General features: G+C 58.6%; 15 protein-coding genes. 7 read left to right on the top strand and 8 right to left on the bottom strand.

Annotation, left to right across the window (positions count from 1 at the left end; genetic code table 11):
• Nucleotides 1-2 precede the first annotated feature (2 nt).
• Nucleotides 3-1,895: a SurA N-terminal domain-containing protein gene (locus ACIQT8_RS01710; RefSeq protein ID WP_400962739.1), complete on the bottom strand. Its 1,893-nt coding sequence runs from the start codon at nucleotides 1,893-1,895 to the stop codon at nucleotides 3-5.
• Between ACIQT8_RS01710 and ACIQT8_RS01715 the strand changes: the two genes are divergently transcribed.
• Nucleotides 1,853-2,239: a hypothetical protein gene (locus tag ACIQT8_RS01715; RefSeq protein ID WP_400964406.1), complete on the top strand. Its 387-nt coding sequence runs from the start codon at nucleotides 1,853-1,855 to the stop codon at nucleotides 2,237-2,239. The two genes, ACIQT8_RS01710 and ACIQT8_RS01715, sit on opposite strands and share 43 nt — an antisense overlap.
• Nucleotides 2,240-2,413: 174 nt before the next feature.
• Here ACIQT8_RS01715 and ACIQT8_RS01720 read toward each other — a convergent pair whose 3' ends face one another.
• Together ACIQT8_RS01720 and ACIQT8_RS01725 are read right to left on the bottom strand one after the other, a co-directional pair.
• Nucleotides 2,414-2,548: a hypothetical protein gene (locus ACIQT8_RS01720; RefSeq protein WP_262522595.1), complete on the bottom strand. Its 135-nt coding sequence runs from the start codon at nucleotides 2,546-2,548 to the stop codon at nucleotides 2,414-2,416.
• Between the two features lie 43 nt (nucleotides 2,549-2,591).
• A complete protein-coding gene (locus ACIQT8_RS01725; protein ID WP_138793173.1) occupies nucleotides 2,592-2,771 on the bottom strand; it encodes a hypothetical protein in 180 nt (59 codons plus the stop codon).
• A gap of 442 nt (nucleotides 2,772-3,213) precedes the next feature.
• Here ACIQT8_RS01725 and coaD point away from each other — a divergent pair, with 442 nt between their 5' ends.
• The 6 genes from coaD (at nucleotide 3,214) to ACIQT8_RS01755 (ending at nucleotide 8,410) form a co-directional block, all read left to right on the top strand.
• The gene (gene coaD, locus ACIQT8_RS01730; RefSeq protein WP_262526110.1) at nucleotides 3,214-3,708 is read left to right on the top strand and encodes a pantetheine-phosphate adenylyltransferase; all 495 of its coding nucleotides are present in this window, start codon (nucleotides 3,214-3,216) and stop codon (nucleotides 3,706-3,708) included.
• 29 nt (nucleotides 3,709-3,737) lie between these two features.
• Complete coding sequence (locus tag ACIQT8_RS01735) at nucleotides 3,738-4,307, top strand: peptidylprolyl isomerase (RefSeq protein ID WP_262526109.1); 570 nt, start codon at nucleotides 3,738-3,740, stop codon at nucleotides 4,305-4,307.
• An 11-nt stretch (nucleotides 4,308-4,318) separates the two neighbouring features.
• Nucleotides 4,319-4,828 (top strand): peptidylprolyl isomerase, encoded by a 510-nt coding sequence (locus ACIQT8_RS01740; protein ID WP_138793170.1) that lies wholly within the window; start codon nucleotides 4,319-4,321, stop codon nucleotides 4,826-4,828.
• Between the two features lie 170 nt (nucleotides 4,829-4,998).
• Nucleotides 4,999-6,081, top strand: a complete 1,083-nt coding sequence (gene queA / locus ACIQT8_RS01745) for a tRNA preQ1(34) S-adenosylmethionine ribosyltransferase-isomerase QueA (RefSeq protein WP_400962746.1) — start codon at nucleotides 4,999-5,001, stop codon at nucleotides 6,079-6,081.
• Entirely contained in the window at nucleotides 6,081-7,211 is a 1,131-nt protein-coding gene (gene tgt / locus ACIQT8_RS01750) for a tRNA guanosine(34) transglycosylase Tgt (RefSeq protein ID WP_400962749.1), read from the top strand. The genes queA and tgt overlap by 1 nt, the downstream gene beginning before the upstream one ends.
• Before the next feature lie 38 nt (nucleotides 7,212-7,249).
• Nucleotides 7,250-8,410, top strand: coding sequence for an aminodeoxychorismate synthase component I (locus ACIQT8_RS01755; RefSeq protein WP_400962751.1), 1,161 nt, complete (start codon nucleotides 7,250-7,252; stop codon nucleotides 8,408-8,410).
• Between the two features lie 96 nt (nucleotides 8,411-8,506).
• Here ACIQT8_RS01755 and ACIQT8_RS01760 read toward each other — a convergent pair whose 3' ends face one another.
• The 5 genes from ACIQT8_RS01760 to ACIQT8_RS01780 form a co-directional block, all read right to left on the bottom strand.
• Nucleotides 8,507-9,784: a type III PLP-dependent enzyme gene (locus ACIQT8_RS01760; RefSeq protein ID WP_400962754.1), complete on the bottom strand. Its 1,278-nt coding sequence runs from the start codon at nucleotides 9,782-9,784 to the stop codon at nucleotides 8,507-8,509.
• Nucleotides 9,785-9,792: 8 nt separating this feature from the next.
• The gene (locus tag ACIQT8_RS01765) at nucleotides 9,793-11,313 is read right to left on the bottom strand and encodes an AMP-binding protein (protein ID WP_400962757.1); all 1,521 of its coding nucleotides are present in this window, start codon (nucleotides 11,311-11,313) and stop codon (nucleotides 9,793-9,795) included.
• Complete coding sequence (locus ACIQT8_RS01770) at nucleotides 11,310-11,570, bottom strand: acyl carrier protein (protein WP_262526103.1); 261 nt, start codon at nucleotides 11,568-11,570, stop codon at nucleotides 11,310-11,312. The genes ACIQT8_RS01765 and ACIQT8_RS01770 overlap by 4 nt, the downstream gene beginning before the upstream one ends.
• 154 nt (nucleotides 11,571-11,724) lie before the next feature.
• Complete coding sequence (locus ACIQT8_RS01775) at nucleotides 11,725-12,405, bottom strand: hypothetical protein (protein ID WP_400962761.1); 681 nt, start codon at nucleotides 12,403-12,405, stop codon at nucleotides 11,725-11,727.
• Between the two features lie 359 nt (nucleotides 12,406-12,764).
• Complete coding sequence (locus ACIQT8_RS01780; protein WP_262526101.1) at nucleotides 12,765-13,892, bottom strand: S-(hydroxymethyl)glutathione dehydrogenase/class III alcohol dehydrogenase; 1,128 nt, start codon at nucleotides 13,890-13,892, stop codon at nucleotides 12,765-12,767.
• Nucleotides 13,893-14,005: the final 113 nt, after the last annotated feature.

A 14,005-nucleotide genomic window follows, 5' to 3' on the forward strand; every position in this document is an offset into this window, starting at 1 on the left:
GCTTAGAAGCCGACCATCGCCTGATCGGCGAGGGGCTGATTGATGGTGACACCATAATCGTTCTGCAGACGGTTGACCATCTGGTCGAGCATGTCGTCGCCGGCTGCCGAGGCAATGGCCGTCAACTGCTGGTCATCGTTGGTCAGCGCATCTGCTGGTGCATTGGCGTCGACGGACGTGACCTTGAAGAGAATGCGGCTGGAGCCATCGGCATCTGCGGCTGCGCCGACCATGCCGTCGCCACCGGAGAATACAGCGGCGATCGTCTGCTGACCGAAGATCGCGTCCTCGCCGTTGCGGCGCAGGCCCGACTTCTGCTCGACGGCAAGGCCGAGTTCGCCAGCAATGGTTTCCAGCGTTTCGCCCTTTTCAACGCGTGCCTTCAGCTCGTCCGCCTTGGCGGCAAGTGCCGTACGCTGCTGCTCTGCCGTCCAGTCGGCGACGACATCGTCACGGACTTCGGCCAGCGTGCGGTCGCGGGCTGCGATGATTTCATCGACGTCGAACCAGATGTAGCCTTCGCGACCAAGGTTGATCGGCAGCGCTTCCGTGCCGGGTTCGGTCTTGAACACGTCAGAAACGAGCTGTGGGGAGGGCAGACCCTGAATGGTGTCGCCCTTTTCGTCGAGACCGGAGGCATCGGCGGCAGCGATGGTGACTGGCTTGAGGTTCAGTTCCTTGGCTGCGTCAGCAAGCGAGGAGCCGCCTGCACGCAGGTCTTCGTAACGGTCATGAACGTTGGTGATTTCTTCAGCCGCAGCAGCGGTTGCGAGATCCTTGCGGATTTCCTCTTTCGATTCATCCAGCGTCTTGGTCGTTTCCGGCGTGATGCCGGTAACGCGCAGAACGACCGGACCAAATGCACCTTCGACGACCCGCGTTACGCCGCCATCCTTCTGAACGGCAAAGACCGCATCGGCCAGCGCCGGATCAGGAACGGTGTCGCGGGTGAATTCGCCGAGCATCACGTCAGACGCCGTTTTGCCCTGATCCTTGACGACCTGGTCATAGGTGGTGTTGCCAAGGCGGATCTGCTCTGCGGCAGCTTCGGCCATTTCCTTGTTCGGGAAGGTGAGCTGCTCGACGGTGCGGCGACCGGCGGTGCGGAAGCTGTCCTTGTGGCTGTCGTAATATTCGGTGATCTGGGCGTCGGTGATCGCGGTCGGATCGGCAATATCCGACGGCTCAAGCTTCACATAGGTGAACTTGCGGAATTCCGGAGCGCGATATTTCGACTTGTTGGTCTCGAACCACGGCGTCAGCACGTCGTCGCCCGGTGCCTTGACCGGAGGAATGACGGCGTTGGAGAGGATCACATAATCCACCGAACGCTGTTCGTGGCGATATTGCTTGAGCGCGTCGACCAGGACCTGTGGCGCCTTGAAGCCATCGGACACGGCTTCGACGATCTGGCTGCGAACGGCAACCTTGCTGCGCTCCTTGATGTAATCATCCTCGCGGAAACCGGAGTTGCGCAGACGCTCGCTGAACAGATTGCGGTCAAACTGGCCGTTGACCGACTTGAAGGCGGGGTCTTCGGCGATGAGGTTGGCAAGCCGGTCTTCGGAAAGGCCGAGATTCATCTTCGAGGCCAGTTCGTCCAGCGCCGCGCCTGCGGCCAGCTGGCTGAAGACCTGACGGTCAATGCCGAAGGCCTTGGCCTGTTCGGTCGTCAGGCGTGTGCCAAACTGGCGGCTCAGGTCGGAAATCTGCCGCTGGTAAGCGAGACGGAATTCCTCCGGGCCAACCGTCTGGTCGCCAACGGTCACCACCGCGTGGGAATTCGACGTGACAAGCGATGCGGAGACACCCCAGATGCCGAAAGAAACAACAAGCAGGAGAAGCAGCAGCTTTGCTGCCATGGTTCGAGAAGCATTTCTCAGGGAATCGAGCATCGTTATGCAAACCTCAAAAGAACATCGTTTGCCAATCAGGCGCCAAGCGTGCTGGTCAAAGCGACGCGAAAACACCGGGCATGGCCGCAGCGGCGTTCATAGCCGGCTGCACCGTATCGGGGTTCCTTAAAACAATCCAAACGGAAATTGAAGGGAATTTCCCTTGGAAAAACGGGGTTTGGCAAAAACGGTTCTGTGATCTCGCCCGGCAAGCGCTGTCGTTCTCTCGGCAAAAGGCGGCTGCCGGCGCAGCCGTCGCATCGTTTCTTGCTGCTTGTGAGCGCTTCCAGCGTCGTTATTTCGCTGTCGAATATAAACCCGAATTCACCAAGCCATTGGCATGAATGGGTTTTTCGGTATGCAGGTGCGCATCGATCGGTGGCTGAGACAAGGAGGCAGGGGCATTGTTCGCATTCGGAGGCAGGGTTGGCCGGCCGTGCTGCCGATGACAAAACAAAACCGCCCGGAAATCCGGACGGTCGAATAAGAATCACGTCGCTGTCGCGCTCAGGTTCTCGTCAGAAGACCCGGTTGCGCTTCATGGCTTCTTTCAAATCCTCGCCTTCACGCCGCATTTCTGCGACGGCAGAGACCATGGAAGCCACGAACATAAGGCTGATGAGGGCAAGAAGCGCTGTCAGTACTGTGGTCATGGCATGTCTCCGTTCTCTTAGACGGGGGATTGAGCCTCAATTATCAGTAGTAGTTCATGTACTGATAGCGGGCGGTGAGTTGCGGATATTCCGGGCCCTGATGTTCGGCCTTCTGTTCATAAAGGCTAAACGTTGTTGCCACCATCGCGATGACCAGCATTGTCCAGGCGGTGCTGATGACGCTGATTTTCGCCGAGGTAGACTGTTTTTCTTTTACAAACATCTGTCCATTCCTTGTTCATTTGATCCGAACGCGCCATGTCCATGCATGTTCCGCGTCAATCATAAAAATCGATTAGCATCGCGCCTCTGAAACTTCCTTGAATGGCTTGTTCATCTGGCGTTCAGAAAACCGGCTCCTTACGTCAATCGAGAAAAAGGTACTCGGCTGCGAATGACGTGACGATCGATAGAACGATCATGAAAGCCAGCATGTTTGTTTCTCCAGGTGCTCAACGAGCGAAAGTGCCTTTCGGTTTCCCGATGCTGCTGATTTAAATGAATGGCTCTGAAACGCTCCTGAACACGCCATTCATATGCCGTTCAGGGCGCTGATGGGGTGGTCGAAAACGGCAAATGTCTTGCGCCGCGCCGCTTGCCGTGACAAAAGGCGGCTCAACAATGCCGTGTATCGGCGCCAGTCCCGGCGAAGTATCGAGAGCGATATGACGATTGCCTTTTATCCCGGATCGTTCGATCCGATGACCAACGGACATCTGGATGTGTTGATCCAGGCGTTGAACGTTGCATCGAAGGTGATCGTTGCCGTCGGTGTTCACCCTGGCAAGGCGCCGATGTTCTCGTTCGACGAGCGTGCCGCATTGATCAAGCAGGCGCTTGCCGAAAGCCTTCCCAACGAGGCGGCCCGGATGGACGTCGTCTCCTTTGACAATCTTGTTGTCGATGCTGCCCGCCAGCATGGTGCGCGCCTTTTGCTGCGCGGCCTGCGCGATGGCACCGACCTCGATTACGAAATGCAGATGGCCGGCATGAACCGCCAGATGGCGCCGGACATTCAGACCGTATTCCTGCCTGCCGGTTCGTCGTCGCGACCCATTACGGCCACATTGGTCCGCCAGATCGCCGCGATGGGCGGCAATGTGGAAGCCTTCGTTCCGAAAGCCGTGCTCGAAGCCCTTAACAGCAAGCTGAAACGTTAGTTTCAGTGTCATATCTGGGAGCCAATTCAATGAAACTGCTGAAGTTTGCCTTTGCAGGCGCCATGTTTGTCGGCGCACTCACCGCCAGCACGCTCGCCTCCGCTGCCGAAACGCTGACCATTCAGCTCAAGGACGGCCCGGTTGTTATCGAGCTGATGCCCGATGTTGCGCCGAAGCATGTGGCGCAGATCGAGGCACTGGCAAAGAAGGGCGCTTACGACAACGTTGCCTTCCACCGCGTCATCGACGGTTTCATGGCGCAGACCGGCGACGTGCAGTTCGGCAATATGGAAAAGGGCTTCAGTGCCCAGCGCGCCGGCACCGGCGGCTCCGATCTGCCGGATATCAAGGCCGAGTTTTCCAAGGTTCCGTTTGAGCGCGGCACCGTCGGTATGGCCCGTTCGCAGGACCCGAATTCCGCCAATTCGCAATTCTTCATCATGTTTGCCGAAGGCGCTTTCCTCAACGGTCAGTACACCGTCGTCGGCAAGGTCGTATCCGGCATGGAAGCCGTCGATAAGATCAAGCGTGGTCAAGGCGGCAATGGCGAAGTTTCCAACCCCGACCGGATGATCAAAGTCACCGTCGGAAATAAGTAAGGAGAGATATCATGGCCGAGATCAAAGATCCGGAAAACACCCTCATCGTGGAAACGACGGCTGGCAAGGTCGTCATCCAGTTGCTTCCGGACGTTGCTCCGGGTCACGTTGCCCGCATCAAGGAACTGGTTTCCGAAGGTGCTTATGACGGCGTCGTGTTCCACCGCGTCATCGAAGACTTCATGGCCCAGACCGGCGACGTCAAGTTCGGCAAGAAGGGTTCCGAGAGCTTCAACCCGGCGCGTGCCGGAATGGGCGGCTCCGACAAGCCGGACCTGAAGGCTGAGTTCTCCGCAGTTCCGCACGTTCGCGGCACCTGCTCGATGGCCCGTTCGCAGAGCCCGAACTCTGCAAACTCGCAGTTCTTCATCTGCTTCACCGACGCACCATGGCTGAACAAGCAGTACACCGTCTGGGGCCAGGTCATTGAAGGCATGGAATCCATCGACAAGGTAAAGCGCGGCGAGCCGGTGAAAGATCCCGACTCCATCGTTTCCATCCGTCTTGCATCCGCAGCCTGAGCTCAGGATATAGACGTTTGACCGCTTAGAGCGCCGTGCATCCGCTGGGATGCACGGCGCTCTCACTTGTTAAATCCTGGCATCGCGCTTTCGGACAATCGCTTCCGATATTGGCGTAATGCATCGGCCGGCGTCCGCCGGACAGGTTTTTGAACTTCAAGAGCACCATCATGCGCGTAGACCTTTTCGATTTTGATCTTCCCGAGGAAAACATTGCCCTTCGCCCGGCCAATCCGCGCGACAGTGCGCGCCTGCTCGTGGTTGATCCGAATACGGACCGCATGACGGATCACAACGTGTTCGATCTTCCGTCATTTCTGAAGCCCGGCGATGCGCTGGTGTTCAATGACACGCGCGTCATTCCCGCTCAGCTTGAAGGTGTGCGGCTGCGCGAGGGCGCGCAGGAAACACCGGTTTCCGCAACGCTGCACATGCGTGCCGATGCCAGCCGCTGGAAGGCGTTTGCCCGTCCGGGAAAGCGCATCAAGCAGGGTGATCGCATCCGCTTCGGTTATGAGCGCGACAATGCCTGCGGTCTGGCCTTCCTTGAGGCGATTGTTGAGGAAAAGGGCGACGAGGGTGAAATCACACTGTTGTTCGATGTATCGGGCCCGGTACTGGATGAAGCGATTGCCTCCGTCGGCCATATTCCGCTCCCGCCTTACATCGCCGCCAAACGGCCCGAGGACGTGCAGGACCAGACCGATTACCAGACCATCTATGCCCGTGAAAAAGGCGCGGTTGCCGCGCCGACTGCCGGTCTTCATTTTACGCCTGCATTGTTCGAGGCGCTCGATAAGGCCGGTATCGAACGGCATTTCGTGACGCTGCACGTTGGTGCGGGCACGTTCCTGCCGGTCAAGGCTGACGACACCGACGATCACAAGATGCATCTGGAGATCGGTTACGTCTCGCAGGAGACGGCCGACAAGCTCAATGCCGTGAAGGCGAGGGGCGGGCGCATCATCTGTGTCGGCACGACCTCGCTTCGCCTGATCGAAAGTGCGGCGGCCGAAGACGGTCAGATCAAGCCGTGGTCTGCCGCAACCGGCATCTTCATCACGCCGGGTTATCGCTTCAGGGCTGTCGATATCCTGATGACGAATTTTCACCTGCCGAAATCCACGCTGTTCATGCTGGTTTCGGCCTTTAGCGGGTTGGAAACGATGCGGGCGGCCTATGCCCATGCCATCGAAACCGGCTACCGTTTCTATTCCTATGGCGATTCCAGCCTGCTGTTCCGGAAAAACTGATGCACGAGAACTTTACCTTCACCCTTAAAGCAACCAGTGGCGGCGCCCGCCTCGGCGAAGTCGCGATGCCGCGTGGCGTCATCCGCACGCCGGCCTTCATGCCGGTCGGTACTGTGGGTACCGTCAAGGCCATGTATCTGGATCAGGTGCGCGAGCTCGGCGCCGACATCATTCTCGGCAATACCTATCACCTGATGCTGCGTCCCGGCCCGGAGCGGGTGGCGCGGCTTGGCGGTCTGCATGAGCTGATCCACTGGCCGCATCCGATCCTGACCGATTCCGGCGGTTTCCAGGTCATGTCGCTGTCCGGTCTGCGCAAGCTCGACGAGAAGGGCGTGACGTTCAAGAGCCACGTCGATGGCTCGCTGCACCACATGTCACCGGAACGTTCCATTGAAATTCAGGGCCTGCTGGATTCCGATATCCAGATGCAGCTCGACGAATGCATTGCGCTGCCGGCCGAGCGCAAGGAAATCGAACGCGCCATGGAAATGTCGCTGCGCTGGGCCGAACGCTGCCGCGTTGCCTTCGGTGAGCAGCCGGGCAAGGCGATGTTCGGCATCGTGCAGGGAGGCGACCAGCCGGATCTGCGCATTCGCTCCGCTGAAGGTCTGAAGCAGCTTGACCTCAAGGGGTATGCCGTGGGCGGTCTCGCCGTTGGCGAGCCGCAGGATGTGATGCTTGGCATGCTCGACATCACGCTGCCGGTTCTGCCGACCGAAAAGCCGCGTTACCTGATGGGGGTCGGCACACCTGATGATATTCTGAAATCGGTGGCACGCGGCATCGACATGTTCGACTGCGTGATGCCGACCCGGTCGGGCCGTCACGGTCTGGCATTTACCCGTCGCGGCAGGGTCAACATCCGCAATGCCCGCCATGCCGAAGACATGCGCCCACTGGACGAGCAGTCCAATTGCCCGGCCTCGCGCGACTATTCCCGCGCTTACCTGCACCATCTGGTGCGCGCCAACGAAGCGCTGGGCGGCATGCTGCTCTCCTGGCACAATCTTGCCTATTATCAGGAGCTGATGCAGGGTATTCGCAAGTCGATCGAAGAAGGCCGCTTTGCCGATTTCTATGCGGAAACCATAGAAATGTGGGCGAGAGGCGACATCGAACCGGTCTGACCCTTCGCTCCCCATCGCTGCAGTTCGGACGCCCTGGCTTGGCAAACGCGCCTTATGTTCTTTTCCGGGATGATTCCACCGGTACGGTGACGGCGTTCACCGAACCGGAAGAGATCATTTTTGCGGACGAGCCAGAGGCGTTTTTTGCGGCGCTGAAGCGCATGGAAACCCTCAGAAAGAGCGGAAAATATATTGCCGGTTACATGTCTTATGAAGCCGGCTACCTATTTGAGCCCAAACTTGCGCCTTTTACCCAGACGGATCGCAAGGTGCCGCTTCTGCTGTTTGGGGTGTTTTCCGGGCCACACGAAAACGATAGCCGATTCGACCGTCCGGTGAACCTACCGGCGGCGGACGCGTTGCTTTCCGATCCACACCCGGCCTGGACGCTTTCCGAATATCGCGAGCGGTTCGACCGTCTGCACATGCATCTGCGGAAAGGCGATTGTTATCAGGGCAATCTGACAATGCCGGTACATGCGCGCTGGTCCGGCGATCCCCTGACCGCGTTCTGGTCGTTGATCGAGCGGCAACCGGTCAAATACGGTACCCTGGTCGATCTCGGCGGCCCCGTCATCCTGTCCCGTTCGCCTGAACTGTTCTTCTCGGTCGATGGAGAGGGATGGATCGAAACGCATCCGATGAAGGGCACGACCCCGCGCGGAGCATCAGAGGCGGAAGACAGGGCGATCATCGCGGCGATGCTTGAGGACGAAAAGACCCTGGCCGAAAACCGCATGATCGTCGATCTGCTGCGCAACGACATTTCCCGGATTACCGAAGTCGGCAGTCTGGATGTTCCAAAGCTGTTCGAAATCGAGACCTATCCCACCGTGCATCAGATGGTCAGCCATGTGCGGGCAAAACTCCTGCCAGACATCACGGTCGAAGATATTTTCTCGGCGCTGTTTCCCTGTGGTTCGGTTACCGGCGCTCCGAAAATGTGGGCCATGAAGATCCTGCATGATCTGGAGCAGACGCCCCGAGACGTCTATTGCGGCGCGATTGGCGTCATGTCTCCGAGTGGAGAGATGCGGTTCTCCGTGGCAATCCGCACCATGACGCTGTTTGAAGATGGCAACGCCACCTTCAATGTCGGCGGTGGCATTGTCTTCGATTCCGAGGCAGAGGCGGAGTATGCGGAATGCCTGCTGAAATCCCGTTTTGCCGTCGGGGACAGATTGTTGCAGGGGCGATAAGCGGAAGCTTTTTGTCTTCTCGCTTTTGGTCTGTGAATAAGCTCGGTATCTTTCCGTAGCCTATCTCTCTCTTCCCTCATTCCTAGCTTGTGTCGACTAACGCTCGATCACGTCAAACGCGCCATTGTCCACCAGAACTTCCGTCGCATGGGGATGACTGAGGAAGCCAGCGGGGCTTGCGCTGGCGCCATAGGCGCCGGATTGCAGGAAAGCGACGAGGTCGCCAGCCTTCAGTTTTGGCAGGGCGGCGTTGCGGGCAAGGGTGTCGAGCGGGGTGCAGAGCGGGCCGACGACGGTTGCGGTTTCATCGCATGTCTCGCGCATCCTGGCTGGAGCCACGATCGGATAATTGCGCTTGACGATCTGGCCGAGATTGCCCGATGCAGCCAGATGATGATGCATGCCACCATCGGTGACAAGGAATGTGGTACCGCGCGAGACTTTCACCGAATTGACTTCGCAGACATAAATGCCTGCCGGTCCAACCAGATAACGGCCGGGTTCGACAATCACCCGCGTCGCCGCAAGGTTCGGATCGCCCGCAAGCATGGCTTTGAGAGGGGCAATCGCAGACGCGACAACGCTGAGGTCAAGCGGCGTCTCACCGGTGAAATAGGGGATGCCCAATCCGCCGCCGAGATCGATTGTTTCAAGCGGTTTGCCGAGCATGGCCGCAACGCGGCCGCCGAGCGTGACAGCATGTCTCCACTGGGAGACAAGTGCGTCCGCATCGAGAATCTGCGTGCCGCCATAAACGTGGATGCCGACGAGATCGACATTCGGCGCTGTGTTGAAGAGCGGCAGAATGGTTTCGAGTTCTTCCTCATCGAAACCGAAAGCGGTCGCCTTGCCGCCCATACGCATGGCACCGGCCTGCGCATCCGGCACCGGGTTGATGCGGATCGAAACCTTGACCGGCTTGCCGATGGCCTTGAGGCGGGCGATTTCTTCAGCGCTCTCAACGTGTATCTCGCCGATACCGCCATCGATCACGGCGCGCAACTCGCTTTCGCGTTTGCCGGGACCGGCAAAGATGATGTGTTGAGGCGGGACGCCAGCCTTCAGTGCAGCGTGGTACTCGCCGATCGACGCGATCTCGGCACCAGCACCCTGACCATGAAATAGCGCGATGACGGCTGGCAGCGGGTTGGCTTTTACCGAATAATAGATGTCGGCAAACCCGTTCAGCGCCGCCTGCAGATCAGCATAGGTCCGGCGCATGACAGCGGCGTCGTAGATGAAGGCGGGTGTTCCGGTCCTGGCAACGATGTCGCCAATCGGCACGCCACCGGCAAAAAGATCGTTTCCCTTCACCTCGAACCATGCGGAAGCAAGGTCCGGGCCGTGGTTTGCAGTCTTGTCCGTGGGCGCCATCGTACCGTCTATTTGTCTGTCCGTTCGCGCACCAAGGCGCGATAATCGACCTTGCCGTTTGCTGTCACCGGAAGCTGATCGACCAGTTCAATGGCGCGCGGGATCATGAAGGGGGCGAGCATTTCCGCAGCTTTTCTGAGTGCCGCGGAAACATCGATGTTCTGGTTGGCTGCTGTTGCCACAGCATGCACCTTTTCCCCCGCGAAGGGGTCTGGCAGGCCAATCACCGCAACCTGATGAAAAAGACCTGTCGACATCAGGCTTTCTTCCACCTCGGTCGGGCTGATGCGATAACCCGATGATTTGATCATCGCGTCATTGCGGGCAACGAAACTGAAAAAGCCGTCTTCGTCTTCAATCGCCAGATCGCCGGAGTAACATACCGTTTCGCCGCCCTGTGTGGCGGGAATGAAGGGGTGAGGTCGCAGCACCTTCGCGGTGTCTTCCGGCCGGTTCCAGTACCCCATGGATACCGTCGGGCCGCGATGAACGAGAATTCCGGGTTCACCGGGTTTTGCGCGTTGTCCTTCTGCGGTGACAATGAAGATCTCGCATTCCGGAATGGCCTTGCCGATGGAGGTCGGGCGGAGGTCGATTTCTTCCGGTGGCAGGTAAGTGGACCGGAATGCTTCGGTCAGGCCGTACATCAGGAAGATTTTCGTGTCGGGCAGCTTGTCCCGCAGCGCCTTGACGGTTTCGGAGGGAACACGCCCGCCGGAATTGGTGAGGTAACGCAGATGCGGCAGCGGCGTTTTGGCAAGAAGCGGTGCGGCACGCGTCAGGATCGCCCACACGGTCGGCACGCCTGCAAGTGCAGTAATCTCGTTGTCACGCAGTGCCTTGACGATATCGTCGCCCAGTCTGAACGTCGAAATCACCGTGACTGCGCCCTGTTCCACAGCCGTGAGCAGCTGGTTCAGGCCATAGTCGAAGCTGAAAGGCAGGATCGAAAGGATACGATCTCTTTCGGTGATTTCCAGATAGGTGCGTACGATGCGCGCCCCAGCCAGAAGGTTCCGGTGCGAAAGCATGACGCCCTTTGGCGAACCGGTCGAGCCCGATGTATAGAGGATCGCGGCGAGGTCCTCGCCAATTGCGGCCGAGGGTTTTGTGCCGAGATCCTGACGGGCGTCAATCTCTTCAGCCAGAAGAACCGTGACATCCGAAAGCCCTGTCAGGGCGGCGTCCAGTTCCGCACGCATCTCGGTGCTACCGATAATGAGTTTCGCGCCGCAATCCTGCACGATATGGCGGATTTGCGGAGCCTTCAGCAACGCATTGACCGGGACGAAGGCGCCGGAGGCGGCGCTGACACCGAAGATCGACCAGCATTCCTCAAGGCCGCGTGGCAAGAAGACGACCACACGGTCGCCGCGTTGCAATCCTTTCTCCCGCAGCGCTGCCGCACAGCGCGCCGTTGCCAAGGCAAATTCGCGGTAGGTCAGCGATTTTCCATTGTGGGCAAGCGCCTGGCGGTCATTGTCCGCCTGCGCGTCCAGCAGATGATGCAGGAGGTAAGATGGTTTCATCTCTTTTCCCGCACGACAAAAGCGATGAGTTCTGCGGGCGTGCCGAGGTTGTCAGGGGTGAAGTGTTCATCCTCAAGCAGGATGCCAAACGTCTCGCCCAGAAACACCATGAGTTCCAGGAAACCGAGGGAATCGATCACGCCACCTTCGAGAAGCGGAGTATCGGCGCTGAAGGGCGCAGATGCGGGAAAACGTTGTGCGAGATAGTCGTAAATCGTGTCCGCAACATCGCGCTCGTTCAATTTCGCTGCAAGCATATCAAGTCTCCGATTTCCCGTCGTTACCTCATGTAAGTCGGGATTCACTCTTGTCTGCGCAACACCGGCAGGCGATTTAAATGGTCCATCTCAATTTCGAGACCTCAACGATCTTTGACTCTTATCGAGATAAAAGCCACGTCGCGACTACGTCCTAGAGTGGTAATAACACCAATTCTGAATATGTTTCGTTAACAAGGCGAGCATTCCACTCGCCTTTTACTTGTGTCGTCGCAGTCTTGTGCAAAGCAAAGCCGCCGCTGTTCTTGTCTTCTTGCGGGCATGGCATGGTCATGGCAAGCCGCCCATGTTTCAGAAGGAAACGGGCAATGGTGCCAAGGTTCTTCTGGGCCAGATGGCGGTCGTCGCAATAGATCAGTCGAGCGGAGGGCAATCGCTTGGTGGTTGTCTTCAAAAAGACCAGTGGGTGATAGCTGTTGTCAACACGAAGGGCAGCCAGAATACAGCCTAGGCGGCGGTGGTCTTCCAGCATCTGCGTTATATCTAGGGAAAAGGCATCCTGCGGCACCTTCTGCATTTCGACGACTGCCGCCTCTGATGGGCGAAGGGCCTTGAGGGGCAGCGGATAGAACAGCGTGACATCCGTGGCCGTTATAAACCCCAGCCTTTCATTGAGCGTGGCGGCCTCGGGCGAGGGTGTCAGATCGGTGTAGGTTTCATCCGGCGATGCGGATACCAGTTGCAGCATACGCGGCGCAAACCAGCGGCAGGATGGATCGAGATACCAGCTCGAGAGGTTGACAACCGGGCGCTCGCTGCCGGGCAGGCGGCTTTTGAGTGTCAGGAGAACGCCGACTGCCTCTTCCTTTCTCATCAGAAGCTGGCCGATACTGCCGAGATTGCGGCGCTCGTGATGGGCGCTGACGCGGGTCAGGCCTTCGCGCCAGAAGGAGGCCGTTTTTTCCGGAAAACCTTTGACCAGCAGCGCATGGGCTGCGTCGATGTTATCCTTGTCGATGGGAACGGTCTTCAGCGTCTGTTCTCCGGGGTTTCGTCTCGCCGGGCCGAAAGCAGTTTCAACCGTGCCGCGTATTCAACGCTTTATGACGATAATTTTACCGGGCCGTTAAGTGCCGAGGTTGAGCGGCGAGTTGTGCGATCACATTTTTATGATCGGTTGGACAGGAGGCGCGAAAGATGCGCCGCCTGCCAGTTCGGGTCGGATCGTGAGGATCAGTAGACGACGACGCCGCGGATCGATTCACCCTTGTGCATCAGTTCGAAGCCCTTGTTGATGTCTTCGAGCGGCATGGTGTGGGTAATCATCGGATCGATCTGGATCTTGCCTTCCATGTACCAGTCGACGATCTTCGGAACGTCGGTACGGCCACGCGCGCCACCGAAGGCCGTGCCCATCCAGTTACGGCCGGTCACAAGCTGGAACGGACGGGTGGAGATTTCCTGGCCAGCGCCTGCAACGCCGATGATGACAGACTTGCCCCAGCCACGGTGCGAGGCTTCCAGCGCCTGACGCATGACCTTGGTGTTACCCGTGCAATCGAAGGTGTAATCCGCGCCGCCGATCAGGTCGCCGTTACGCTTGGTCATGTTGACCAGGTAGGGCACGATGTCGTCGCCGACTTCCTTCGGGTTGACGAAGTGCGTCATGCCGAACTTTTCGCCCCAGGCCTTGCGCTCGGGGTTGATGTCGACGCCGATGATCATGTCGGCACCGGCAAGACGCAGGCCCTGCAGCACGTTGAGGCCAATGCCGCCAAGACCGAAGACGATGGCCGTCGAGCCGATTTCGACCTTTGCGGTGTTGATGACGGCGCCGATACCTGTGGTGACACCGCAGCCGATGTAGCAAACCTTGTCAAACGGAGCGTCGGGATTGATCTTGGCAAGGGCGATCTCCGGCAGAACCGTGAAGTTCGAGAAGGTCGAGCAGCCCATGTAGTGATGGATCTTGTCCTTGCCGATCGAGAAGCGGCTGGTGCCGTCAGGCATCACGCCCTGGCCCTGCGTCGAACGGATGGAGGTGCAGAGGTTGGTCTTGCGCGAGGTGCAGGAATAGCACTCGCGGCATTCCGGCGTGTAGAGCGGGATAACGTGGTCGCCCTTTTTGACCGAGGTGACGCCTGGGCCGACATCCACGACGATACCGGCACCCTCATGGCCGAGAATGGCCGGGAACAGGCCTTCCGGGTCAGCGCCCGACAGCGTAAAGTCGTCGGTGTGGCAGATGCCCGTGGCCTTGACTTCGATCAGCACTTCGCCCGCACGCGGTCCTTCGAGCTGAACGGTCATGACTTCCAGTGGTTTGCCTGCCTGAATGGCAACAGCGGCGCGAACATCCATCGGTGATCTCCTTGGGATTGCCTATGTGATTTGAAACGTTTTTTGCCTGAGCCTGCCGGGAGCGACAAGGGCCACAGGTGTAAAAATACGGTTTGTGGAATCAAAACGGGGTG

This window comes from Agrobacterium sp. NPDC090273, assembly GCF_044772305.1.
GTDB lineage: Bacteria > Pseudomonadota > Alphaproteobacteria > Rhizobiales > Rhizobiaceae > Agrobacterium.